Below are 22,159 nucleotides of genomic sequence, written 5' to 3'. Positions count from 1 at the left end.
CGGGGGCGGCTCAGCGGTCCGAGCGCAAGGAAGCCGGGTCGAAGGAGTCCCAATACGCGTCCTCGTCCTCGGCGCTCGTCACCGGTTCGGGTGATTCCGGCGGCGCCACTCCGAGCCGTTCCGCCCGCAGCCGCTGGAACTCCTCGACCGTCATCCCCGGGTCGTCGTCCTCGGCCCGCGCCGGCGCCGGCATCCCGGTCATCTGCTCGATCATGTACGTCATGTCTTCGCCGAGCAGCAGCGCGACCTTGTTGTAGCCGTCCTGGGTCGCCTCGCGCATGGCCGCCTGGGCGATCTCCACCACCAGCGGCCCCAGGCCCTCGCCCAGGTTCACCGCCGACGGCGCCAGCCACAGCCGCAGCAGCTTGCCGCGGCCGTCGACCGTCGCCTCCACTTGGCCGTCGGCGTCGTGGGCCGTGCCGGACGCCGACGCCAGCAGCTCGTCCACCCGGGCCATCGCCTCTTCGCGCGCCCGGGCCTGGGAAATCAGCTCACGTGTCGTGATCACCGGCGCTCACCTTCCGTACGAGTAGGTGTCGGCGTCCGGGTCGTCGTCCGGGATCGCCTCATAACCCAGGACTTCCAGCTGCGACGCGTCCACCACCGGCGCCAGCGCGTGGTACATCTTGTCGCCCGCCCGGCGGGTCGCGCGCTGGGCCAGCTCGAGGATCTGGTCGGCGATGACCGACGACCCGTGCCGCAGCGCCGACCGGTGGATGCTGAGCCCGGTCAGCAGTCCGCCGGGCGCGACCTGGACCTCGATGGTGCTGTCCGGGGACGACGCCGTGCCCACCACCGGCCCGGAGCGTTCGAAACGCGCCGATGCCTCGGCGCCCGCGCGGTCCGCCTGCTCCACGATCCGCGAAGACGCCAGGTCGATGTCGAAGTCAGCCACGATGCGAAGTCACCCCGTCGGGCGGTAGAAGCCGATGAACGACTGTCCCGCGTTCGTGGTGCGGATCTTGCTGATCTGCACCGGGTCGCCGGCCTCGACCATCTGGCCGTCGCCGATCACCATCGCCACGTGCCCGGACCAGACGACCAGGTCGCCGGGCAGCAGCTGGTCGATCGAGGGCACCTCGGCCCCGACCGTCTGCTGCGCCGCCGTCCGCGGCAGCTGCAGGCCCGCGTCCTGGTACGACGTCATGGTCAGGCCGCTGCAGTCGAGCCCCTGGCCGCGCGCGGTACCACCCCAGACGTACGGCACGCCGAGCTGGGAAAGCGCGTTGCGCACGGCCTTCGCCGCGGTCTCGTTGGGCGCCATGACCTGCTTGCCGCCGGGCAGGTTGATCGCGACGCCGGAGCCGGGCTGCGGCGGGATCGCGACCGGCAGCCGCGGCTTGTGCACGGCGCCGCCGCCCCCGCCACCGCCGCCGCCCCCACCGCCGCCCCCGCCATCGGAGCCGCCCGAGTAGCCGGAATTGCTGTTGAACGACGAGGCCACCTTGGTGGGGGCCGCGCTGCTCGACGACGTCGTCTGCTCGCCGCCACCCAGCCGCGTCCCGATGTCGGTGAGCTGGTTGATCGTCTGCTCGCTGAAGGTCGCGGCCTGGCCGGTCAGCTGGCTGATCTTCGTCTGCAGCTTCATCAGGATGTCGCGCGACGCGGCGGCCCGGCTCTCCGGCGGCTGGATCGACTTCACCGCCGCCAGCGCCTTCATCGACGCCGAGATCTCCTTGATGATCTGGTCGCGGACCTGGTCGTTCTTGATCTCGCCCAGGTTCAGCGTCTCGGCCGCCTCGGCGACGGCCTTCTCGATCTCGGCGCTCTCGTCGAGGAGGTCTTGGACTTCCTTCTCCAGGCTCTGCGACGTCGCGGTGGCGCGGTCGGTCGTCGAACCGGAGCTGGCGGACGTCAGGGTGACGCGCTGGTCGGCCGCGGTGTCGCGGGTCCGCCCCACCGACGTCTGCAGCGCGACGTGCGCGTCCCGCGCGCCGCCGATGGCGGCCGGGTCGTGGCGCAGCTTGTCCGCGAACTGGTTGGTGGTGTCCAGGCTGTGCCGGACCAGCTGGTCGGTGTGGTGCTCGGTCACGCGCGGTCCTGCCCGAGGTCGCCGCCGAGCCGCCGGACGACGTCGCCGTGCTCGCCCTCGACCGCCGCGTAGTTGTGGTCGGTCTGCCGGGCGGCTTCGCCGACCTGACGCCAGCCGCCGCCGACGCGGTGCATCCGCTCCTGCAGGGCGCGCATCCGGCCGCTGTAGGCGCCGGAGAAGCCGGACTCGCCACCCATCTCGGAGAAGCCGTGGCCGCCGAGCGTCACGTGCGGGCCGACGTGGTTGTCGGCCGCGCCCTTGACGTCGTCACCGAGCGGGTCGACTTCGCGGGCGTACCGCGCGTACGCGCCGTCGTCGACGTGAAACCCCTGCTGCGAACCGTCCACTGGCCCTCCCTGTCACCGGGAGTGCGACGTGCGCGCGCCACCCCCGGTTCCCCTGCTGCGGAAGACAGCCTAGTCCACGGTCCGTACCCGAGTGGGCGAATTGCCCGGACTCAGCCGGTGACCTTCGCGAGCCAGCCCGGGTCCTGCCAGTTGACGATCGCGCCGTTCGAGGTGACCGTCGGCGTGCCGAAGCCGCTCTGCCCGTTGCCGAAGTCCTGCGACAGCTTCGGGTCGTTCTCGATCTGCTGGAAAGCGGTGTTGACCTGCTGGTCGTACGTGCCGGCGTTGACGGTCTGGGCGAAGGCCGGGTCGGTGATGCCGACGTCGGTGCCGAGCTTGATCAGCTGCGCCTTGTCGTAGCCGCGCTTGCCCTCTTCGGGCTGGTTCGCGAACAGCGCGTCGTGGAACTGGAGGAACTTGCCGGCGTCGGCCGCGGCCAGCGCCGCGTTCGCCGAGTCGAGCGAGTAGCCGGGCGGGTCGGAACGCTCGTTGAGCAGCGGCACCATGTGGTAGCGCACCTGCAGCTTGCCGTCGTTGATCGCCTGCTCGACGTCGGTCTTGTAGGTCTTCTCGAACTGGCCGCAGATCGGGCAGAGGAAGTCGGCGTAGACGTCGATCGAGGCCTTCGCGCCCGCCTTGCCGACGGTGACGACGACGCCGTCGCGCTTCTGCGTGACGTCCCCGGCCAGCGAACTGGTGCCGGGGTCGATGACCTGCCCGCCGGTCTTGTTCTTGTCCGAGATCGTCCAGATCACGCCGCCGATCACCAACGCGGCCACAACGACCACGGCGGCGATCCCGATGATCCACTTCCGCTTGTCGGTCGACGCGCCCCTGGCCTGGGCCACCGCCTTCGCTCCCCCGGCCTGCGTGGCCTGACGACGCTTCCGAGCGGTCCGCTCAGCTCCACCCACTGTGTATCAGTTCCCTTCCGCGATACCCGAGTAGTCGGGCTCGGGTCCGTCAGAGTTCCCGCGACTGTCCCCGCGACCTCGCGCGAGCCAGCCGTCGAGCGACAGCAGCGTGCGCGGCCGCGCCAGCAGCCAGACGGCCAGCAGCGCGAAACCGGAGTCGCGGAGGATCTCCTGCGGGTACTCGGTCTGCCCCGCCGCCACCTGGCCGCCGCCGCCGAAGCACCCGCAGTCGATGCTCAGCCCGCGCGCCCACGACTGGGCGATCCCGGCGATGAGCACCAGCAGCAGCACCAGCGCGGCGCCGGCCACCCACCGGGTCGCCAGGCCCGCGAGCAGGAACAGCCCGAGCACGAGTTCGACGAGCGGCAGCGCGATGGCCACCACGTTTTCGAGTGCGTCCGGAAGCACGTCGTACGCCTGCACGGCGATCAACGTCTGACCCGGATCCGCCAGCTTGAGCGCACCGGAAACGAGCCAGACGGCCGCCAGCCCCACCCGGGCGAGCGTGCCGACGGCGTCCAGTACGGGTTGGGACGGTCGCACCACGCACTTAGGCTAACGGGAGGACCTGAGAACTTCGTGAGGGCACGGCGGTGGTGGAGGGAGCGGCGGAATGCGGTGGCGCGCGCTCCTCGTCTCGGCGTTGCTGCTGGTCACGGTGTCGGCGTGCGGTCCGTCGAAGGTCTCGCCGACCGACTCGCTGGTGACCCGCGCCAGTGCGACGGATCACCTGACCATCGGCATCCGGTTCGACGCGCCGGGGCTTTCCGAGCGCACGATCGACGGGAGATTCGTCGGGTTCGACGTCGACGTCGCGACTTTCGTCGCATCGGAACTGGGGGTCGCCGCGAAGGACATCACGTGGCGCGAAACGACGTCCGCGACGCGTGAAACGGACCTCACCTCCGGCGCGGTCGACCTGGTCGTCGCGACCTATTCGATCACCGACAAGCGCAAGCAGCTCGTGTCGTTCGCCGGGCCGTACTTCACCACCGGGCAGGACCTGCTGGTGCGGCGCACGTCACCGGACATCACCGGCCCGGAGACGCTCAACGGGCGCCGGCTGTGCTCGGTCACCGGCTCGACGCCGGCGCAGCAGGTGAAGGACAAGTTCGCGCAGGCCGTGCAGCTGGTCGAATACCCGCGCTACCCGGACTGCGTGACCGCGCTGCTCGCCGGCCAGATCGACGCGTTGACCACCGACGGGGTGATCCTCGCGGGCTACGTCACGCGGGATCCCGAGCTGCTGAAGGTCGTCGGGAAGCCGTTCTCCAAGGAGAGCTACGGCATCGGCCTGCGCAAGGGCGACGGCCAGGGTGTGAACGCGGTCGACGACGCGATCCGCAAGATGATCTCCTCCGGCGAATGGCTGCGGTCGCTCAACGCGAACATCGGGCCGTCCGGGTACCAGCTGCCGTCCCCTCCCGAGGTCACCGAGAAGTGAAGCTGCCCGATCTGCCCGTCCGTGCGGTCCTGCCGGAGCTTCTTTCGGCGTTGGACGCCCACGGCACCGCCGTCCTCGTCGCGCCGCCCGGGACGGGGAAGACGACGCTGGTGCCGCTGGCGCTGGCTGCTTCCGGCGGCCGGGTCGTGGTCGCCGAGCCGCGGCGGCTGGCGGCGCGGGCCGCGGCGGCGCGGATGGCGGCCATCCTGGGCGAACCGGTCGGCGAGACGGTGGGCTACGCCGTGCGCGGCGACCGGAAGGTGTCGGCGCGGACGCGGATCGAGGTCGTGACGTCGGGTCTGCTGGTGCGGCGCGTGCAGGGTGATCCCGAGCTGCCCGGGGTGTCGACGGTGCTGCTGGACGAGTGCCACGAGCGGCACCTGGACGCCGACCTGCTGCTGGCGTTGCTGCTCGACGTCCGCGCGGGGCTGCGCGACGACCTGCGGCTGCTGGCGACGTCGGCGACGGTGGCCGCGGGCCGGCTCGCGACGCTCCTGGGTGACGCCCCGGTGATCACGGCGACGGCGCCGACGTTCCCCGTTTCCTTCTCCTACGTTCCGCCGGCGCGGGGTGAGCGTGTCGAGGCGTGTGTCGCGCGTGCGGTGCGGACGGCACTGTCCTCAGGGGACGGTGACGTGCTCGCTTTCCTCCCCGGTGCGGGTGAGATCGCGCGGACGTCGGGGATGTTGCGGTTGTCCGATGTGGACGTCCTGCCGCTGCACGGACGGCTTTCCGCGGCACACCAGGACGACGCGCTGCGGCCCCGTTCGCGGCGGCGGGTCGTGCTGGCGACGGCCGTGGCGGAGTCGAGCCTGACCGTGCCGGGCGTGCGGGCGGTCGTGGACTCGGGGCTGGCGCGGGTGCCGCGGGTCGACCACCGGCGTGGCCTGCCCGGTCTGGCGACGGTGCGGGTGTCGGCGGCGGTGGCCACGCAGCGGTCCGGGCGGGCGGGGCGTGAGGCGCCGGGCCGGGCTTATCGCTGCTGGGCCGAGAACGAACAGTCTTTACTCCCGGCGTATCCGGAGCCGGAGATCCGGACGGCCGAGCTGGCCCGGTTCGCGCTGGAGCTGGCGTGCTGGTCGACGCCCGACGGCAGGGGGCTGGCCTGGTGGGACCCGCCGGGCGAGGGCGCGCTCGCGGCGGGGCGCGCGCTGCTGGCGACGCTGGGAGCGACGGCGGACGGCGTGGTGACCGCGCGCGGGCGGCGGATGGCGGAGCTGGGGCTGCACCCGCGGCTGGCGCGCGCGTTGCTGGACGGCGCTGCGGAGGTCGGTGCCCGGAACGCGGCGGAGGTGGTGGCACTGTTGGACGCGGGCGCGACGCTGACGGACGTCGCCGCGGAGCTGCGCCGGTTGCGTAGCGCCTCTGATGAACCCGCGCGCCGCTGGAAGCGAGACGCCCGGCGGCTGGAGGGTCTGGTCGCGGACCGCCCCGCCAGTCGGCGAGTGACCGGTCGTTCTGCCTCGGCCGAGACCGGAGCCGGAGCCGGAGCCGGAGCCGACCGAGTACCGACCGATCGTTCTCCCGGAGGCAAGAACCGAACCGTAGCGGACCGAGCACCAACCGATCGTTCTCCCACCGGCAAGAACGAAACCAGAGCGGACCGAGCACCAACCGATCGTTCTCCCACCGGCGGCGGCCGCGCGGCCGGCCCGGCCGCCGATCGCCGGTCGGATTCGGATCCCGCGCTGGTCGTCGCGCTCGCGCATCCCGAGCGGCTCGCCCGGCGCCGTCCCGGAGGCGCGCCCGTCTACCTCATGGCCGGCGGCACCGCGGCCGAACTGCCACCCGGCAGCGGGCTCGACTCCGAATGGCTGGCCATCGCCGAAGCGACCCGCGACCCCGGCCGCGTCCACGGCACCATCCGGCTCGCCGCGGCCGCCGACGAGCGGCTCGCCACCCGGGTCGGCCAAGTGTCCGAAGTGGACGAAGTCACCTGGGACGGCGACGTCGTCGCCCGGCGGGTCCGCAAGCTCGGCGCGATCGTCCTGTCCGAGAAGCCCCTCAAGAACCCGGACGTCCACGACGCCCTCGTCACCGGCCTCCGCGAGAACGGCCTCGGCCTCCTCAAGTGGAGCCAGGACGCGACCCGTCTGCGCGAGCGGATGGCCTTCCTGCACCGCGTCCTCGGCGAACCCTGGCCCGCTGTGGACGACAGCACTCTGCTCGCCGATGTGGACAAATGGCTCGACCTGTCCGGAGCGCGGAAGAAGTCGGACCTCGCGACCGTCAACGCCGGCACTGCCCTGAAAGCCCTCCTGCCCTGGCCAGAAGCGTCCAAACTGGACGAACTCGCGCCGGATCGCCTGGAAGTCCCGTCGGGGTCCCACATCCGCGTCGACTACCAGGGCGACCAGCCGGTGCTCGCCGTCAAGCTGCAGGAAACCTTCGGCTGGACCGGAACCCCCACCATCGCCGGCGTCCCGGTGGTCCTGCACCTGCTCTCCCCCGCCGGCCGCCCGGCCGCGATCACCGCCGACCTCGGGTCGTTCTGGGCCACCGGCTACCCGTCGGTACGCGCCGACCTGCGCGGCCGCTACCCGAAACACGCCTGGCCCGAGGACCCGGCCACCGCCGTCCCGACCCGGCACACCCGCCGCCGCACCTGACGAAAGTCGGGGGCCGGTCGCAACCGTCGGCCGATGCCCCCGCCGTCCCCCAAACCCGAGACTCCCGGTACAGGCGAACCACCGGGAGGATTCATGATCACGCTTCGAAAACTGACGAAGCGCTACGGGGAAAAGACCGTCGTCGACGCGCTCACCTGCGACGTCGCGCCGGGCCAGGTGACCGGGTTCCTCGGTCCGAACGGCGCCGGGAAGTCGACGACCATGCGGATGACCGTCGGGCTCGACCACCCGCAAGAAGGCGAGGTGCTGGTCGGCGGCAAGAGCTACGCCCAGCTGCGGCACCCGCTGCGCGAGGTCGGCGCGCTGCTCGACGCCAAGGCGCTGCACCCCGGCCGCAGCGCCGGGAAGCACCTCACGGCCATGGCGCGCAGCAACGGGATCGCGACGAGCCGCGTCGAAGAGGTCCTCGCGACCGTCGGGCTTTCGGACGTCGCCGGCAAGCGGGCCGGGCAGTTCTCGCTCGGCATGGGCCAGCGGCTCGGCATCGCCGGCGCGCTGCTCGGCGACCCGGGCGTCCTGATGTTCGACGAGCCGGTCAACGGCCTCGACCCGGACGGCGTCCGCTGGGTCCGGCAGCTGATGCGCTCGCTGGCCGCCGAGGGGCGGACGGTGTTCGTCTCCAGCCACCTGATGAGCGAGATGCAGCTGACCGCCGACCACCTGATCGTGATCGGCAAGGGCAAGCTGCTGGCCGACGCGCCGGTGGCGGAGTTCATCGCGGGCAACTCCCGCACGACGGTCTCGGTGCGCGTCCCGGCCAACGGCGAACGCTCGAAGCTCGACGAGCGGCTGCGCGCCGAGGGCGCCCTGACTCACCCCGGCGAACCGGACGAACTGGTGGTGGACGGCCTCGACGTCGCCCGCATCGGCGATCTCGTGCACGAGCTGGGAATCCGCGTCCACGGGCTCGCCGAGCGGACGGCGTCGCTCGAGCAGGCGTACATGGAACTGACCGCTTCTTCGGTGGAATACGGGGTGTCGGCATGACGACGGTGACGTCTTCGGAGGTGCGCGGCGGCGGGCTGTCCGGCGCGGTGGCGGCGGAGTGGACGAAGTTCTGGTCGGTCCGGGCGACGTGGTGGTGCCTGATCGCGGGGATCGCGCTGATGCTGGCCTACAGCACCCTGTCCGGGATCGCCCAGCGCTTCGACGACGACCCCCAGGCGGCGAACACCATCGCCCTCGGCGGCGCCTTCTACCTGACGCAGTTCGCGGTGATCTCACTCGCGACGCTGTTCGTCACGAGCGAGTACACCGGCGGCGGCATCCGCTCGACGCTGCTGTGGACGCCGGTCCGCTCCCGGGTGGTCCTGGCGAAGTCGGCGATCCTCCTGCCGGTGCTCTTCGCCTACGGCGTAGTCCTCGCCTGCGCGGGCATGACGCTGGCCGGAGCGGTGAAGAACGGCCACGGCCTGCCGACGACCCTCGAAGCCGGCTTCACGACGGCATCCGGCATGGGCGGGTACTTCGCCCTCCTGGGGCTGCTGTGCACGGGCGTCGGCTGGGCGCTGCGCAGCGCGGCCGGGACGCTGGTGACGGTGATCGTGCTGCTGGTGCCGCTGCCGCTGATCGTGGCGTCGCTGGGGCTGCCGGAGCTGGTGTCGTACTTCCCGGGCATCGCGGGGGTGAACGCGATGGTCGAGGCCGGGCAGCCGAACCCGATCACGATGGCGCCGGCGCCGTACGCGCCGTGGGTGGGGTTGCTGATCTGCGCGGCCTGGGCAGGGGCGGCGCTGCTGGTGGGCGCGGGAGTGTTGCGCCGCCGCGACGCCTGACCCCAAGCAGCCCCGCCTGACCTCAAGCAGCCGCCGCCCACTCCCGAGCGGCCCCGCTTGACCCCAAGCAACCCGGGCCCACCCAACAGCCCCGCCTGGCCCCAAGCAGCGCTGCCCACCCTCGAGCAGCCCTGCCTGACCCCAAGCAGCCCGTGCCCACCCCCAGCAGGCCCGCCTGACCCCGAGCAGCCCGCCCTCCCCCGAGCCGGCCCCGCTTGACTCCCGAGCAGCCCCGCTCTCCCTCAAGCGGCCCCGCTCGACCCCCGAGCGGCCCCCGCCCTCCCCTTCAGGGACCCGGCAAAGTCGGGTGGCCGAGCCGGATCGGCGGTCGCTCGGGGGTGCCGGCGTGTCTTGAATGAGTCATTCAGGACCTCCGAAGACCTGAATGAGTCATTCAAGACACGGGGTCGGGCCAGGCGGCGAGCGGCGACCGGCCATCGCCGAAACCATCGCCGAAAGCCCCCGCCCTCCCTTGGGGGCCGGCCCCGCTTCCAGCGTATCGGCCACCTCCGACAAAGCCGGGAAAACTCGGCAGCGGAGGCCCGGTTGTCCACATTCGCGCCAGCTTGGGGATAGCCGGGTTCAGTCGAGGTCGATGCCGATTCCGATGCCGGTGAGGATCTCCCGGGCACTCGCCACCAGCGATTCCCGCGAAGGCGGTACCGAAGCCCCGGCCAGCGCGCCGAAGATCGTGCCGTCCATCCAGTCGACCACCAGCGTCGCGTGGCGGACCGGGTCCGTGGATCCCGCCGCTTCCAGTGCTTCCGCGGCCAAGCGGCGGATCACCGCCCCGCCCGAGTCGTACCGCGCGCGCAGCTCCGGGCGCCGGGTCGCTTCCAATGCCAGCTCGTACCGCGCCAGCATGCGGGTCCGGCCGGGTCCCAAGGCCTCGTACACGTAGCCCGCGACCGACTCCGGCAAGCCGCCGGCCGGGGGCGGGACCTCGGCCTGGTCCAGCTCGACGATCCGCGCGATCGTCAGCTCCAGCAGCGCCGCCCGGGTCCGCGCGTAGTACGACGTCGAACCCACGGGCAACCCGGCAAGCCGGTCGACCGCCCGATGCGTCAGCCCGCGCATGCCCTCCGCCGCGATCACTTCGATCGCCGCGTCGCCGATCACAGAAAGACGGTCCACGAAAGGCACTCTACAGGTGTAGAGTCCTCTACAGATGTAGAGGAGGAGTCATGCACGCGATCGTGGTCGGCGGCGGAATCGGCGGACTGGGGGCGGCCGCGGGGCTGCACCGGATCGGCTGGCAGGTCACCGTGCTCGAACAAGCCGAGGAGTTCGGCGACGTCGGCGCCGGGATCTCGCTCTGGCCGAACGCCCTGCGCTGCCTGGACGAACTCGGCGTCGACCTGGGAGAGCACCTCGCCGCCCAGCACGAAGGCGGCTTCCGGGACCGGCGCGGCCGGCGGGTCACCCGCTTCGACTCCGCCGCCTTCGAACGCATCCACGGCCGGCCGCTCGGGGCCATCCACCGGCGGGACCTCATCGCCGCCCTGCGGGACGCCGTCCCGGCCGAGAGCCTGAAGACCGGCGCCGAAGTCACCGAAGTCCACGAAGACGGACGAGTCCGCTTCACCGGTGGAGAACTCCAGGCCGATCTCGTCGTCGCCGCCGACGGCATCCGCAGCCCGATCCGCCACGCGCTCTTCCCGCGCCACCCCGAACCGGTGTACAGCGGCAGCACGGCGTTCCGCGGTGTCGCGAAGTTCCCCGGTGCCCGGCTCAGCACCAGCTTCGACCGCGGCACCGAGATCGGCGTCCTCCCCTTGACCGGCGACGACGTCTACTGGTGGGTCTCCTACGTCACGGAGGCCGGGAACCGCCCGGACGACCCCAAGAAGTACCTGCAGCAGCACTTCGGGGACTGGCACGACCCGATCCCGGCGCTGATCGACGCCACGCCGCCGGAAGCCGTGCTCCACCACGACCTCTACTACCTGGGCACACCGCTCGAGACTTACGTGAAAGGCCGGGTGGCCCTGCTCGGCGACGCCGCCCACGCCATGCCGCCCTTCCTCGGCCAAGGCGGCTGCCAGGCCATCGAAGACGCGACCGTACTGGCCCACCAGCTGTCCACAAAGGACATAGCGCCAGCACTCGCGGCCTACGACGGAGAACGGCGGCCGCGCAGCCAGAAGGTCGCCCGCGAGTCCGTCCGGATGGGTAAGGTCGGCCCGCAGCTGGCCAACCCGGTGGCGGTCAAGATGCGCACCGCGCTGCTGAGAACCCTTCCGGCGCAGGTGACCGTCCGCGTCGGCAAGGACATCACGGGGTGGCGGCCTCCGCGTCTCCCCCGACCAGCCCCGCCTCGTACGCCGTGATCGCCGCCTGCACCCGGTTCTTCGCCCCGAGCCGGGTCAGGATCGTGCTCACGTGCGCCTTCACCGTGCCCTCGACGACGAACATCTTCGCCGCGATGTCCGCATTGGACAGTCCGGAGCCCAGCAGTGTCAGCACTTCCCGCTCGCGCGGGGTCAGCACCGCGACCTTCGACCGCGCCGCCGCGGCCCGGGAGAGCCGGCCGCCCGACAGGCGCGCGATCACCCGCTGCGCCACCTTCGGCGAGAGGAACGCGGCCCCGTCGGCGACGGCGTGGATGCCGGCCAGCAGCTCGCGCGGGTCGCCCGACTTCAGCAGGAACCCGCCCGCGCCGAGCCCCAGCGCGCGCTCGATGTACTCGTCCTCGCCGAACGTCGTCAGCATGATGACGCCTACGGACGGCAGCAGCCGCCGGATCTCCGCGGCCGCGCCCAGCCCGTCCAAGCCCGGCATCCGGATGTCGAGCAGCACGACGTCCGGGTGCGTGGCGAGCGCCTGCGCCACCGCGGATCGCCCGTCACCGGCCTCGCCGACGACCTCGATCCCGGGGTCCGCCCCGAGGATCGCCGCCACCCCCGCCCGCATCAGCGCCTCGTCGTCGGCCAGTACGACCCTGATCACGCATCCCCCTCGGTGAACCAGTCCTTCGAAACGAGCTTGCCCTCGGCGAAACACAACCGGTAGGCGGCGTACTCGGCGTCGAGCCACGACCTCCCGCTGCCGTAGTACTCGCACACGGCGCCGGGCGGTGGCGGCGGCTCGCCCCGCGTCGGGCGGGCGGCGCGCTGGTGCTCCGGCAGCTGCGGCGCCAGGTCGGCGCGCGCCTGCCCGACCCGCGCCCGGTCGTACACCGCGCCCGGCAGCTCGGAGGAGTTCCACTGGTAGAGGAACGCGATCCCGCTGACCGCGAGGAGCACGCCGAACAACGCGAGCGGGATGGTGACGGCGTAGATCAGGGTGCGCCGCACGTCGCGGCGGGCCAGCGCCAGCGCCTGGGCCGACGTCGACTGCCCGACCTCGTCGTCGGCGGCTTCCCGCAGCTCCGGCGTCTCTTCGACCGGCGCGGCGTCGTGCGGCAGCGTCGCGGTGACGGCGAACCCGCCATCGCGGGGCCCCGCGCGCAGCGTCCCGCCGACGAGCCGGACGCGTTCGCGCAGCCCGATCAGCCCGAGGTGCCCGGACGCGGCCCCGGGCAACGGCCCGGCGGGCGGCGGCGCGTTCACGACGCTGACCGAGGTCTCCGAGCCGGTACTCGCCACGCGCACGGTGACCGCGGCGCCCGGCGCGTGCTTGGCCACGTTCGTCAAACCTTCCTGCACCACGCGGTAAGCGGCGCGCGCGACCATCGGCGGCGCCAGCGAACTGTCCACGCCCGCGTCGATGAGCAGCCCGGACGCCCGGGCCCGCGCGATCAGCTCCCCCAGGTCACCCTGCACCGGCTCGACCGGCGCGGCGTCCTCGCGCAGGACACCGATGATCTCGCGCAGCCGCTCGGTCGCCGACGCGGCACTCGTCCGCAGCTGGGTGGCCGCGTCGCGCTGGACGTCGTCGAGCCCGCCCGCGACTTCCAGTGCGGCCGCGCGGACGGCGATCAGGCTCAGCTCGTGGCCCAGCGAGTCGTGCATGTCGCTGGCGATCCGCGCGCGTTCGCGCAGCCGGGCCTGGTCGGCGACCAGCCGCTGCCTGCTCTCCATCTCCTCGGCCCGGCGCCACCCGGAGCGGGCGAGCTCGCCGCGCACCCGGACGTACCGGCCGAGCAGCCACGGCGACAGCCCGGCGAACACCAGGATCGCCATCATCGAGCCCCAGTCGCCGAGGCCGTCGGGTGCGACGAGCAGCGACACCGGGATTCCCAGCAGCGAGACGGCCGCGCCGATCAGGACGCCGGGACGGGCCCGTTCCATCCGCAGCGCGGCCTGGTAGCTCATCGCCACCAGCACGAACACCGTCCACACCGGCACGCGGTCGCCGTAGGGGAACGGGGCGGCGAGGGTCCCGACCAGAGCGATGCCGAGCGAGACGGCCGGGTACCGCCGGGCCGTCACGACCGATCCCGCGACGACGACGAGCCCGGCGACGAGCTCCCAGGTCCGCTCGCCCAAAGCGTCGGCGACGACGATGAAGGCCAGGAACAGCCCGAGGGCAACGTCGAAGACCACGCGCCACCTGCGCTTCGTCACCTCTCGCACAGGAACGAAGCTACAAGGCGTGACGACCGGCGACCACTGCCGAAAGTCAACCCTTCAGGGTGTCCAGGAAAGCCAGCGTCTGCGGCCAGGACAACGAGTACGCGTCGGCGTTGACGGCGGTGCCGTGCCGCGAAGAGTCGCTGAAGCCGTGTTCGGCGCCCGGGAAGTGCTGGGTGAACGTCGCGCCGCGCGGCCGGGACTGCAACGCCGTCTGCAGGCGGGCGAACGTCTCGTGCGAGACGACGGTGTCGGCCTCCGGGTAGGCGACGAGCACCGGCGCGGTGATCCCGGTCGACAAAGCGACCGTGTCGAGGTCGTGGTTCGGCGGCGCCGGCTCGCGGACCGTCGGGTGGTAGGCGACGACGCCGGAAAGCCGCTGGTCACGAGCCGCGAGCAGGAGCGCGAAGCGGCCGCCGAGGCACCAGCCCATGACCCCGGCCGACGTGCAGCCGAGGTCGCCGAGCAGGTGGTCGAGCAACACCGTCTGCTCCGCCAAAGCGGTCTCGTCCCGCAGCTCGCCCAGCTTCGCGCCGAGGTCCTCGCGAGAGGTGTTGTCGGTGCTCGCGCCGTGGAAGACGTCCCAGGTCAACGCCGTGATGCCCCGGCCGGCCAGCTCGTCGGCCCACGCCCGGACCTGCTCGCCGATACCGGTGATCATCGGGAGGAGCAGCATCCCGGATTCCGAGCCGCCGGCCGGGCGGGCCAGGTACGCGGAGAGGTCGCCGACACGGACGGTGGACGTCTCGATGCTCATGTCCGCATGATGCATGATCTCCACCATGGCCGAGCGCACACTCGCCGAACAGTTGGGCGGCTACCTCCCCGAAGGCATCGAGGCCCTCGAAGAGCACGAACGGCAGGACCTCGCCGACGCCCTGCGCGACGCGCGCAGACGGCAGGCGAAAGCGCTCGCCGAAGCGGGCGAAGAAGGCCTTCGGTACGTCCCCGCGTTGCTGCGCGGAGCGGTGCGGAAAGCGGTCGGGCTATGACGAACTACGCGGCCGAAGCCGAGATCCTGAAGCTCGCCCGCGTCCTCGACGTCGAACCGGCGCGGCTCGCATACCTCGCCCGCGTCGACGCCGACGACCTGCAGGCGTTCCGCGAGCAGGTCACCGACACGCTGTTCGACGCGAACATCGCCGTCCTGCAACGGATGGCCCTGGCCGCGCGGCTGCTGCCCGGCGGGGTGCTCGCCAAGATCGCCGAGAAGGTGTTCGGCCCGCTGCTGTGCGCCCGGATCGCCGGGGTGGTCGACGTCGCGCGCGGCGTCGACGTCGCCAAGCGGCTGCACCCGCGGTTCCTCGCCGAGGTCGCGGCCGAGCTCGACCCGCGGCGCGCGAGCGCGATCATCTCCCGCATCCCCCTCGAAACCGTCCTCGCGGTGGCGAACGAGCTGGCGCGCAAACAGGACTGGATCACCCTCGGCCGGTTCGTCGGGCACCTGCCCGACCCGACCGTGCGGCGGGCCCTGGAGGAGATCGACGACCCCGGCCTGCTGCGGATCGCGTTCGTGCTCGACGACAAGAACCGCATCGACCACGTCGTCGGCCTGCTCCCGGCGCACCGGCTCGGCCGGCTGATCACCGCCGCGGGGGACGACAAAGACCTCTGGACCCCGGCGCTCGACCTGCTGAACCACCTGAACGCCGAGCGCCGGAGCACGCTGGCCCCGATGCTCGGCAGTCTCCCGGACGGACTCCGCGAACGCGCTCAGGCGACGATCAAGTAGATCCCGTAGCCGACGATCGCCGCGCACAGGGCGAAGCAGATCACCGCCCCGGCCAGCGGACCGGTGCCCGAGCCACCCGCTTCGCGGGCCGAGTCGCGCTGCGAGAGCCCGACCACCCCGAACGAGAACAGGCTCGTCAGCACGACCACCGAAGCGAGCGCGACGGCGAAGACGAGACCGAGGGAACCCCAATCGATGTTCACGGCGCTCCTCAGGCGTTGGCCGGCTGCACGGCCGGCTCGGACTCGGTGACGGAGTCGGCGTTGACCGGGTTCCGCTTCGACGCGAGGTAGATGCCGACCGCGACGACGACCCCGGCGAGGCCGATCAGGACGGTGCCCCAGGTGCCGAGCGTCGAGACCTCGGCGGCGACCGCCCCGACGATCGCAGCGGCGGGCAGCGTCAGCGCCCAGGCCACGACCATCTTCCCGGCGACGCCCCAGCGGACTTCGGCGAGCCGGCGGCCCAGGCCCGAGCCGATGATGCCGCCCGAGCAGACGTGCGTGGTCGAGAGCGCGAAGCCGAGGTGCGCCGAAGTGAGGATGACCGCCGCGGCGCTGGTTTCGGCCGCGAAGCCCTGCGGCGTCTGGATTTCCGTGAGCTTCTTGCCCATCGTCTGGATGATCCGCCAGCCGCCGAGGTAGGTGCCGAGCGCGATCGCGGCGCCCGCGGTGAGGATGACCCAGATCGGCGGGCTGGAGCCCGGCGCGAGCGAGCCCGACGCGATCAGCGTCAGCGTGATGACACCCATGGTCTTCTGCGCGTCGTTCGTGCCGTGCGCGAGCGAGACCAGCGAAGCCGACGCGATCTGGCCGGCCTTGAAGGTCCGGCCCACGGTCCCTTCCTTCGCCCGGGCGGTGATCCGGTAGACGAGGAAGGTGCCCAGCGTCGCGACGATCCCGGCGACGATCGGCGAGGCGAGCGCGGGGATCAAAACCTTCTCGACGACCTTCCCGAAGTGGACGGCGTCGGAGCCCGAGGCGATCCAGGTGGCGCCGATCAGCCCGCCGAAGAGAGCGTGCGACGAACTCGACGGCAGCCCGATCAACCAGGTCACCAGGTTCCACACGATCGCGCCGACCAGGCCGGCGAAGATGATCACCGGCGTCACTTTCGTGTCGTCGACGATGCCGCCGGAGATCGTCTTCGCGACCTCCACCGAGAGGAACGCGCCGACGAGGTTCAGCACGGCGGAAACGCCGACCGCGACGCGCGGTTTCAGGGCGCCGGTGGCGATCGAAGTGGCCATCGCGTTGGCCGTGTCGTGGAAGCCGTTGGTGAAGTCGAAGGCGAGTGCCGCGACGATCACCACCAGCACGATCAGTGAGAAGTCCATGGCGGCCCTCTTCCGATGCCGGAGGCGGTTCGTTGGCAACGCTACTGATCAACAGGACGGGCTCCGATCCCTGTCGTGTGACGGCTCCCTGAACTTCCGATGAACCAAGGTGGGGACAGCCCCACCACAAAACCGGTGGTCCGGCCCAGTGCTCCCGGCCGATCCGCCTGAGACCGTCGATGCCGGACGAAAGGGGCAGCGATGAACAAGCTCGGGTGGGCGGTCGTCGCGACGGCGGCGTCGGCGGTGTTGTTCTTCTTCGGCACGGGCCTGGATCCGGTGCCCGAACTCGCTTGGCTCGCACCACTGCCGATCCTCCTGCTCGCCACCCGCGTCCCCGGCGCGGCCGCGCTCGGCTGCGCGTTCACCGCCTACCTCGCGGGCAGCGCCGGCACCTGGAGCTACTTCTGGCACTCGCTGGCGGTCCCGCGTCCCGCGGCGATCGCGATCCTCGGCGGCAGCGCGCTGCTGTTCGCTCTGTCCGTCGGACTCTTCCGATCGCTGGTCCGGCGCGGCCACGGTTTCCTGGCCGCGCTCGCGGCACCCGCGTTGTGGACCGTCGTGCTCTACGGCGTTTCCCTGCTCAATCCGACCGGGCTGATGGGCACCCTCATGACGACCCAGGCCGACCGGCCGTCCGTGCTGCGAATCGCCGCGGTCACCGGCGGCTGGGGCGTGGAGTTCCTGGTGCTGTTCGTCCCGGCCGCCGTCGCCGCCGCGCTCGCCCCCGGCGTCCGCGGCGCCGCCCGGCTGACCGGGCTGGTCGCCGTCGCCGCCGTGCTGGGCGGGCTCGTCTTCTGGAGCGTTCCGGCGCCCACCGGGCCGTCGACGCGGATCGCGCTGGTCGCGCCGGGGCAGAGCCGCTGGGCGGTCGACGTCGCCACCCCGGACGGCCAGGCGCTCGTCCGGTCCTATGTGGACCAGATCGGCCGGCTGCCGGACGGCGTCCAGGCCGTCGTGCTCCCGGAAGCCGCCTTCGCCGTGGACCAGGCCAGCCGTCCGCGGCTCGTCGAGGCCTTCACCGAGGTGGCTCGCGTCCACAACCTCGACGTCGTCGCCGGCGTCCTCGACACCACTCCGGAAGGCCGGTTCAACGCCGCTCTCGCCGTTCCGCCGTCCGGCGCTCCGGCCGAATACCGCAAGTGGCACAACGGGGATTCGAAGAACATCGCGTCCGGCACCGAGCTCGCGCACCTCGCCGGGATCGGGCTCATGGTGTGCATGGACGTCAACTTCGCCGACCCCAGCGGCGAATACGGCGAAGCCGGCACGGGCCTGGTGCTCATCCCGGCCTCCGACGAGAACGTCGACGGCTGGGAGCACAGCCGCACAGCGCTGATCCGCGGCGTCGAAAACGGCTTCTCGGTGGCGTGGAGCGCCGCCCACGGCACGCCGATGCTCGCGGACGCCGGTGGCCACGTGCTGGCCGACGCCCACACCGGCGGCGGTCCGTTCACGGTGGTCGTCGCCGACGTCCCGATCGGACCGGGCAAGACCCTCTACGCCCGCTTCGGCGACTGGTTCGCGTGGCTGTGCGGCGTGGTCGCCTCGATCGGAGTAGTCGTGACGCTGTTCGGGCGAACCGCGGGAAAGGCGGCCACCCCGGCGGGACCCGCCGCTACGGTCGGTCCATGACCTTGCGGCAACCCGACAGTCCCAGCGGCGTCACCCGGACCATCCGGCCGGCCAAACCGACCGTCGCATACGGACAGGACACCCAGCACTCTGCGTTCCCCGACGTGACCCGGCTGCCGGACGGCACGCTGTACGTCGTCTTCCGCCAGGGCAGCAACCACTACGTCAACCGCGACGGCTTCCTGCGCGCCACGGCGAGCCACGACGACGGCCGGACGTGGACGGCGCCGGCCACCGTCGTCGCCGCGTCCGCGGGCACCGACTACCGCGACCCGTCGGTGTCGCTCAGCCGCACCGGCACCACGCTCTACCTGACCTACTTCAAGGGCACCACCGCGGTCGGCGCCGCGGGCTCGTTCTTCCGCTCCTCGGCCGACAACGGCGCGACGTGGAGCGCCGAGACGCGGATCGACGCGAGCCTGCCGTCGTCGGCGATCACCGCGCCCGTCGTCCAGCTCGCCGACGGGACCCTCCTGGCGGGGCACTACTCGAAGAGCTCCGGCGACACCTTCGACTCGGTCTGGCTGGCCCGCTCGACCGACAACGGCGGCACGTGGACGTCGGCCAAGCTCGTCAACGGCCAGGCCGCCGGCCGCGACTACCAGGAGCCCTACCTGGTGCTGCGGGACAACGCGCTGTTCCTGACGTTCCGCTGGGGCACCAACGCCTCGATCGGCGCGGCCCTGTCGACCGACAACGGCGCCACCTGGTCCACCCCGGCCGCCGCGTTCGCCGGCAGCGGACGGCCGTCCTCGGTGTGGCTGGCCGACGACACGATCGTCGTGTACCTGCGGGACGCGGCGCGCCGGTTCTCGGTGCGGGCCACGCGCGACCGCGGCGCGACCTGGCTGCCGCCGGTCGTCGTCCAGTCACCGCCGAAGGGCGGGATGTCGACGTACGCGTCGATGCTGGAGACCACGCCGGGGCAGGTCTTCACGGTGCTGGCCGCCGAGGACTCGACGAGCACGGACTCGCGACTGGCCTTCACCTACATCGGCAGCGGGGCGCAGGAGACGCCGCTCGGGTTCATCCCCGGCGAGCAGGACGCCGCCCGGTCGGGCTACGACCAGCTCGTCCTGGGCACCACTTTCCAGCAGCCGAACGGCGGCCTCCCGATCCCGTGGTGGACCGGCAACGGTGCGGTGACCGTGACCGACGGCGTGCTCCGCTCGGCCAGCGCGGACAACGTCGCCGACCACGCGGTCCTCGAGACCGGCGGCGCGGACCACCGCGTCGAGGCCGACTTCGCGTGGACCGGCCAGGCCGGGTTCGGCCTTTTCCTGCGCTACACCGATTCGGGGAACTACCTGCTGTTCACGGCCGAGACCGGCGGGGCGAACCTCCGGGTGTACAAGGCCATCGGCGGCACGCTGACGCAGCTGGCGATCGTGACCGGCAAGCCGGTCAACGCCGGCGGGTTCCACACGCTCGCCGCGGCCGTCCGATCCGGCACGGTGACCGCCGCGGTCAACGGCGAAACGCTGATCCACTTCGACCTGTCCGCCGGTGACAACTCGGCGCTCAGCGGAACTGCTGCCGGCGTGAAGGTCAACGAGCAGGCGGGTGGCACGAACCAGTGCCGCCGGGTGGTGGTCACCAGCTGAGGTCCTGTTCGTCGGTGATTGTGACTGGTCACAATCACCGACGACCATCTCTGAGCGTTTTCCCAGGTCGTCTCCAGCGGTATGTGACAGACCATGATCTGCATCACCTACTGACGGGTAACTGGAGGCAAGGAATGCGGGTCACCAACGGCGGTGTCAAGCGAATCCTGACCGTGCTCGCCGCGGCGCTCACCTTCGGCGCGGTCGCGCCGGCGGTCGCCGAGGCGGCACCGGGCAGCGGCTGGAACGACTGGGGCTGCCGTCCGTCGGCCGCGCACCCCGAGCCCGTCGTGCTGGTGCACGGCCTCGGCGCGAACGACACCGTCAATTGGTTCTTCCACGCGCCGGAGATCGCCGCCCAGGGCTACTGCGTCTTCTCGCTGACGTACGGCACCGGGATCCTCGGCCCGGGCGTCGGCGGGCTCGCGTCGATGCGCGACAGCGCCGCGCAGCTCGGCCGGTTCGTCGACCGGGTGCGGTCCACGACCGGCGCGGCGAAGGTCGACATCGTCGGCCACTCCGAGGGCAGCACGATGCCCGCGTACTACCTGAAGTTCGGCGGCGGCGCGGCGAAGGTCGCGCACTTCGTCGGCTTCGGCGCGAACTACCGCGGCACCACGCTCGGCGGCCTCGACAAGCTGGCGAACGCGTTGCTCACCACCGTGCCCGGGCTCGGCCTGGTCCTGAAGACCGCCTGCGGCGCGTGCCAGGAGTACCTGGCGCCGTCGGCCTTCCTGGACGACCTCGCCCGCGGCGGCGTGCACGTCGCCGGGCCGAGCTACACGAGCATCGTGAGCAAGTACGACGAAGTCGTCACGCCGTACACCAGCGGAATCCTCAACGAGCCGGGCGCGACGGACATCGCGCTGCAGGACTTCTGCTCCTCCGACGCGTCGGGCCACCTGAGCCAGGCGATCGACCCGAACGTCACCGGCCTGATCCTGCACGCGCTCGATTCGTCCTACACGCCGAAGTGCACGCCGTTCACGCTCCCGTTGTGAGCGGGTTCTGCCCGAGGTACCGGCGTCCGTTCTCGGCGGACTCCCGTACGGCGGCGAACCCGTAGTCCACCATCGCGGACTCGTAGGCCGCCACGGCCTCGAGCAGCGGAGCCCCGGCCAGCGCGGACGCCAGCGCCGCACCGTCGCGCAACGCGGTGTTGGCGCCGGCGCCCCCGGCCGGGCTCATCGCGTGGATCGCGTCGCCGACGAGCGTCACCCGCGACGGTTCCCACGGCCCGATCGGCACGCTCGTGCGGATCGGCTGCGGGAACGTCGCCGGGACGTCCCAGTGCTCGACCATCGCCCTGGCCAAGGGGTGCCAGCCGTCGACCAGCCCGAGGGCCACCTTCTGCAGGTCACCGGGGGTCATGGCGGCGAGTTCCGCCTCGGCGTGGCCGACGACCTCCCAGCGCGCCCCGACCGAGCAGGTCATGTACGGCTCGCCGTCGCGCAGCCGCAGGTCCGGCGCGAGCCGGGCGCACGCGTCGGCGACCGGTTCGGGGTAGTCGACCGGCGCGAACCCGGTCATCGTCCGGTCCGGGCCGATCATCATCGAGAACACCGCGAACATCTCCGGCTCGAACAGCGCCCGGGTGTCCGGGGCGAGCGGGATCCGGCCGTAGAGGTGCACGAGCCCGGCGTCGACGACCTCGGCGTGCGGCAGGTGCTGCCGCCGCACCGGGGAGTTGAGGCCGTCGGCTCCCACCAGCAGGCTGCCGCGTGCGGAAGTCCGTCGGCGAAATGCGCTGTCACGCCGTCTTCGTCGATCGCGTGGTGCGTGAATCGCTTGCCGTAGGAGACTTCCTGGCCGTGCAGCAGGATCTGCCGCAGGGTGAAGCGGTTGATGTTGAGGTGGGTGCCCTCGTCTTCCAGGCGCGTGAGCAGCCGCAGCCGCTCGTCGTAGACGTTGGTGTGCGGCAGCGCCCGGCCCGCGGTGGCGCGGAAGAGCTCGTGCAGCTCGGGACGCAGCACCTCGCGCAGCGCTGTGTCGCCGGCGCCGCCGATGTGCAGCCGGTAGCCCTGCTTGCGGAACTCCGGCGACGGATCGCGTTCGTAGACCTGGCAAGGGATTCCGGCTCGGCCCAGACCCTGCGCGAGAGTCAGGCCACCCAGACCGGCACCGATGATGATCACAGACACAGCTGTCCCTTCGTCGCTTCCGAGGAAGGGACGCACAGGTAAGCCTGCCACTGCC

General features: G+C 71.9%; 24 protein-coding genes. 10 read left to right on the top strand and 14 right to left on the bottom strand.

Features of this window, described 5'->3' with window-relative positions; genetic code table 11:
• Positions 1 to 10: 10 nt before the first annotated feature.
• The 6 genes from AB0M59_RS42880 to AB0M59_RS42855 all read right to left on the bottom strand — a co-directional run bounded on the left by AB0M59_RS42880 (position 11) and on the right by AB0M59_RS42855 (position 3,839).
• The gene (locus AB0M59_RS42880; RefSeq protein WP_364627301.1) at positions 11 to 508 is read right to left on the bottom strand and encodes a YbaB/EbfC family nucleoid-associated protein; all 498 of its coding nucleotides are present in this window, start codon (positions 506 to 508) and stop codon (positions 11 to 13) included.
• Between the two features lie 6 nt (positions 509 to 514).
• Positions 515 to 895 (bottom strand): YbaB/EbfC family DNA-binding protein, encoded by a 381-nt coding sequence (locus AB0M59_RS42875; protein WP_364627299.1) that lies wholly within the window; start codon positions 893 to 895, stop codon positions 515 to 517.
• A 9-nt stretch (positions 896 to 904) separates the two neighbouring features.
• Positions 905 to 2,032, bottom strand: coding sequence for an NlpC/P60 family protein (locus tag AB0M59_RS42870; RefSeq protein WP_364627298.1), 1,128 nt, complete (start codon positions 2,030 to 2,032; stop codon positions 905 to 907).
• On the bottom strand, positions 2,029 to 2,379 hold the full coding sequence (locus AB0M59_RS42865) for a hypothetical protein (RefSeq protein ID WP_364627296.1): 351 nt from the start codon (positions 2,377 to 2,379) through the stop codon (positions 2,029 to 2,031). Before AB0M59_RS42865 ends, AB0M59_RS42870 begins: the two co-directional genes overlap by 4 nt.
• Positions 2,380 to 2,489: 110 nt before the next feature.
• Positions 2,490 to 3,227, bottom strand: coding sequence for a thioredoxin domain-containing protein (locus AB0M59_RS42860; protein ID WP_364627294.1), 738 nt, complete (start codon positions 3,225 to 3,227; stop codon positions 2,490 to 2,492).
• A gap of 72 nt (positions 3,228 to 3,299) precedes the next feature.
• Positions 3,300 to 3,839, bottom strand: a complete 540-nt coding sequence (locus tag AB0M59_RS42855; protein ID WP_364627293.1) for a MauE/DoxX family redox-associated membrane protein — start codon at positions 3,837 to 3,839, stop codon at positions 3,300 to 3,302.
• Between the two features lie 67 nt (positions 3,840 to 3,906).
• Here AB0M59_RS42855 and AB0M59_RS42850 point away from each other — a divergent pair, with 67 nt between their 5' ends.
• The 4 genes from AB0M59_RS42850 to AB0M59_RS42835 all read left to right on the top strand — a co-directional run bounded on the left by AB0M59_RS42850 (position 3,907) and on the right by AB0M59_RS42835 (position 9,142).
• Positions 3,907 to 4,737: a glutamate ABC transporter substrate-binding protein gene (locus AB0M59_RS42850; protein ID WP_364627291.1), complete on the top strand. Its 831-nt coding sequence runs from the start codon at positions 3,907 to 3,909 to the stop codon at positions 4,735 to 4,737.
• A complete protein-coding gene (locus tag AB0M59_RS42845) occupies positions 4,734 to 7,346 on the top strand; it encodes an ATP-dependent helicase C-terminal domain-containing protein (RefSeq protein ID WP_364627289.1) in 2,613 nt (870 codons plus the stop codon). The genes AB0M59_RS42850 and AB0M59_RS42845 overlap by 4 nt, the downstream gene beginning before the upstream one ends.
• Before the next feature lie 93 nt (positions 7,347 to 7,439).
• Positions 7,440 to 8,354 carry an ATP-binding cassette domain-containing protein gene (locus AB0M59_RS42840; protein ID WP_364627287.1) on the top strand — a complete coding sequence of 305 codons (915 nt, stop codon included), beginning with the start codon at positions 7,440 to 7,442 and terminating at the stop codon, positions 8,352 to 8,354.
• The gene (locus AB0M59_RS42835; RefSeq protein WP_364627285.1) at positions 8,351 to 9,142 is read left to right on the top strand and encodes an ABC transporter permease; all 792 of its coding nucleotides are present in this window, start codon (positions 8,351 to 8,353) and stop codon (positions 9,140 to 9,142) included. The genes AB0M59_RS42840 and AB0M59_RS42835 overlap by 4 nt, the downstream gene beginning before the upstream one ends.
• Positions 9,143 to 9,724: 582 nt before the next feature.
• Here AB0M59_RS42835 and AB0M59_RS42830 read toward each other — a convergent pair.
• Entirely contained in the window at positions 9,725 to 10,276 is a 552-nt protein-coding gene (locus AB0M59_RS42830; RefSeq protein ID WP_364627283.1) for a TetR/AcrR family transcriptional regulator, read from the bottom strand.
• Between the two features lie 50 nt (positions 10,277 to 10,326).
• Here AB0M59_RS42830 and AB0M59_RS42825 point away from each other — a divergent pair, with 50 nt between their 5' ends.
• Complete coding sequence (locus AB0M59_RS42825; RefSeq protein ID WP_364627282.1) at positions 10,327 to 11,472, top strand: FAD-dependent monooxygenase; 1,146 nt, start codon at positions 10,327 to 10,329, stop codon at positions 11,470 to 11,472.
• Here AB0M59_RS42825 and AB0M59_RS42820 read toward each other — a convergent pair.
• Genes AB0M59_RS42820 through AB0M59_RS42810 form a run of 3 tightly spaced genes read right to left on the bottom strand, consistent with a single transcriptional unit; the run spans position 11,417 to position 14,413 of the window.
• Positions 11,417 to 12,091: a response regulator transcription factor gene (locus tag AB0M59_RS42820; protein WP_364627280.1), complete on the bottom strand. Its 675-nt coding sequence runs from the start codon at positions 12,089 to 12,091 to the stop codon at positions 11,417 to 11,419. The two genes, AB0M59_RS42825 and AB0M59_RS42820, sit on opposite strands and share 56 nt — an antisense overlap.
• Positions 12,088 to 13,659: a histidine kinase gene (locus AB0M59_RS42815; protein WP_364627279.1), complete on the bottom strand. Its 1,572-nt coding sequence runs from the start codon at positions 13,657 to 13,659 to the stop codon at positions 12,088 to 12,090. The genes AB0M59_RS42820 and AB0M59_RS42815 overlap by 4 nt, the downstream gene beginning before the upstream one ends.
• A 46-nt stretch (positions 13,660 to 13,705) precedes the next feature.
• A complete protein-coding gene (locus AB0M59_RS42810) occupies positions 13,706 to 14,413 on the bottom strand; it encodes a dienelactone hydrolase family protein (RefSeq protein WP_364627278.1) in 708 nt (235 codons plus the stop codon).
• Between the two features lie 25 nt (positions 14,414 to 14,438).
• On the opposite strand from AB0M59_RS42810, the gene AB0M59_RS42805 reads away from it, so the two are divergent.
• Positions 14,439 to 14,648: a hypothetical protein gene (locus tag AB0M59_RS42805; protein ID WP_086863938.1), complete on the top strand. Its 210-nt coding sequence runs from the start codon at positions 14,439 to 14,441 to the stop codon at positions 14,646 to 14,648.
• A complete protein-coding gene (locus AB0M59_RS42800; protein WP_364627276.1) occupies positions 14,645 to 15,388 on the top strand; it encodes a hypothetical protein in 744 nt (247 codons plus the stop codon). Before AB0M59_RS42805 ends, AB0M59_RS42800 begins: the two co-directional genes overlap by 4 nt.
• On the opposite strand, the gene AB0M59_RS42795 is transcribed toward AB0M59_RS42800, so the two are convergent.
• Entirely contained in the window at positions 15,370 to 15,591 is a 222-nt protein-coding gene (locus tag AB0M59_RS42795) for a hypothetical protein (RefSeq protein ID WP_364627275.1), read from the bottom strand. The two genes, AB0M59_RS42800 and AB0M59_RS42795, sit on opposite strands and share 19 nt — an antisense overlap.
• An 8-nt stretch (positions 15,592 to 15,599) precedes the next feature.
• On the bottom strand, positions 15,600 to 16,724 hold the full coding sequence (locus AB0M59_RS42790; RefSeq protein ID WP_364627273.1) for an inorganic phosphate transporter: 1,125 nt from the start codon (positions 16,722 to 16,724) through the stop codon (positions 15,600 to 15,602).
• A 201-nt stretch (positions 16,725 to 16,925) separates the two neighbouring features.
• Between AB0M59_RS42790 and AB0M59_RS42785 the strand changes: the two genes are divergently transcribed.
• From AB0M59_RS42785 to AB0M59_RS42775, 3 genes are all read left to right on the top strand, one after another.
• The gene (locus tag AB0M59_RS42785) at positions 16,926 to 18,359 is read left to right on the top strand and encodes an acyltransferase (RefSeq protein WP_364627272.1); all 1,434 of its coding nucleotides are present in this window, start codon (positions 16,926 to 16,928) and stop codon (positions 18,357 to 18,359) included.
• Positions 18,356 to 19,963, top strand: a complete 1,608-nt coding sequence (locus tag AB0M59_RS42780; protein ID WP_364627270.1) for a sialidase family protein — start codon at positions 18,356 to 18,358, stop codon at positions 19,961 to 19,963. Before AB0M59_RS42785 ends, AB0M59_RS42780 begins: the two co-directional genes overlap by 4 nt.
• Positions 19,964 to 20,097: 134 nt before the next feature.
• Positions 20,098 to 20,964, top strand: a complete 867-nt coding sequence (locus AB0M59_RS42775) for a lipase (protein ID WP_364627268.1) — start codon at positions 20,098 to 20,100, stop codon at positions 20,962 to 20,964.
• Here AB0M59_RS42775 and AB0M59_RS42770 read toward each other — a convergent pair.
• Positions 20,948 to 21,151 (bottom strand): hypothetical protein, encoded by a 204-nt coding sequence (locus AB0M59_RS42770; RefSeq protein WP_364627319.1) that lies wholly within the window; start codon positions 21,149 to 21,151, stop codon positions 20,948 to 20,950. The two genes, AB0M59_RS42775 and AB0M59_RS42770, sit on opposite strands and share 17 nt — an antisense overlap.
• 362 nt (positions 21,152 to 21,513) lie before the next feature.
• On the bottom strand, positions 21,514 to 22,104 hold the full coding sequence (locus AB0M59_RS42765; RefSeq protein ID WP_364627266.1) for an FAD-dependent monooxygenase: 591 nt from the start codon (positions 22,102 to 22,104) through the stop codon (positions 21,514 to 21,516).
• Between the last annotated feature and the right edge of the window lie 55 nt (positions 22,105 to 22,159).

This window comes from Amycolatopsis sp. NPDC051371 (assembly GCF_040682155.1).
In the GTDB taxonomy this organism is placed as follows: Bacteria; Actinomycetota; Actinomycetes; order Mycobacteriales; family Pseudonocardiaceae; genus Amycolatopsis.
The sequence above is the reverse complement of the archived record's forward strand: the minus strand, read 5'-3'. Positions and strand labels throughout refer to the sequence as shown.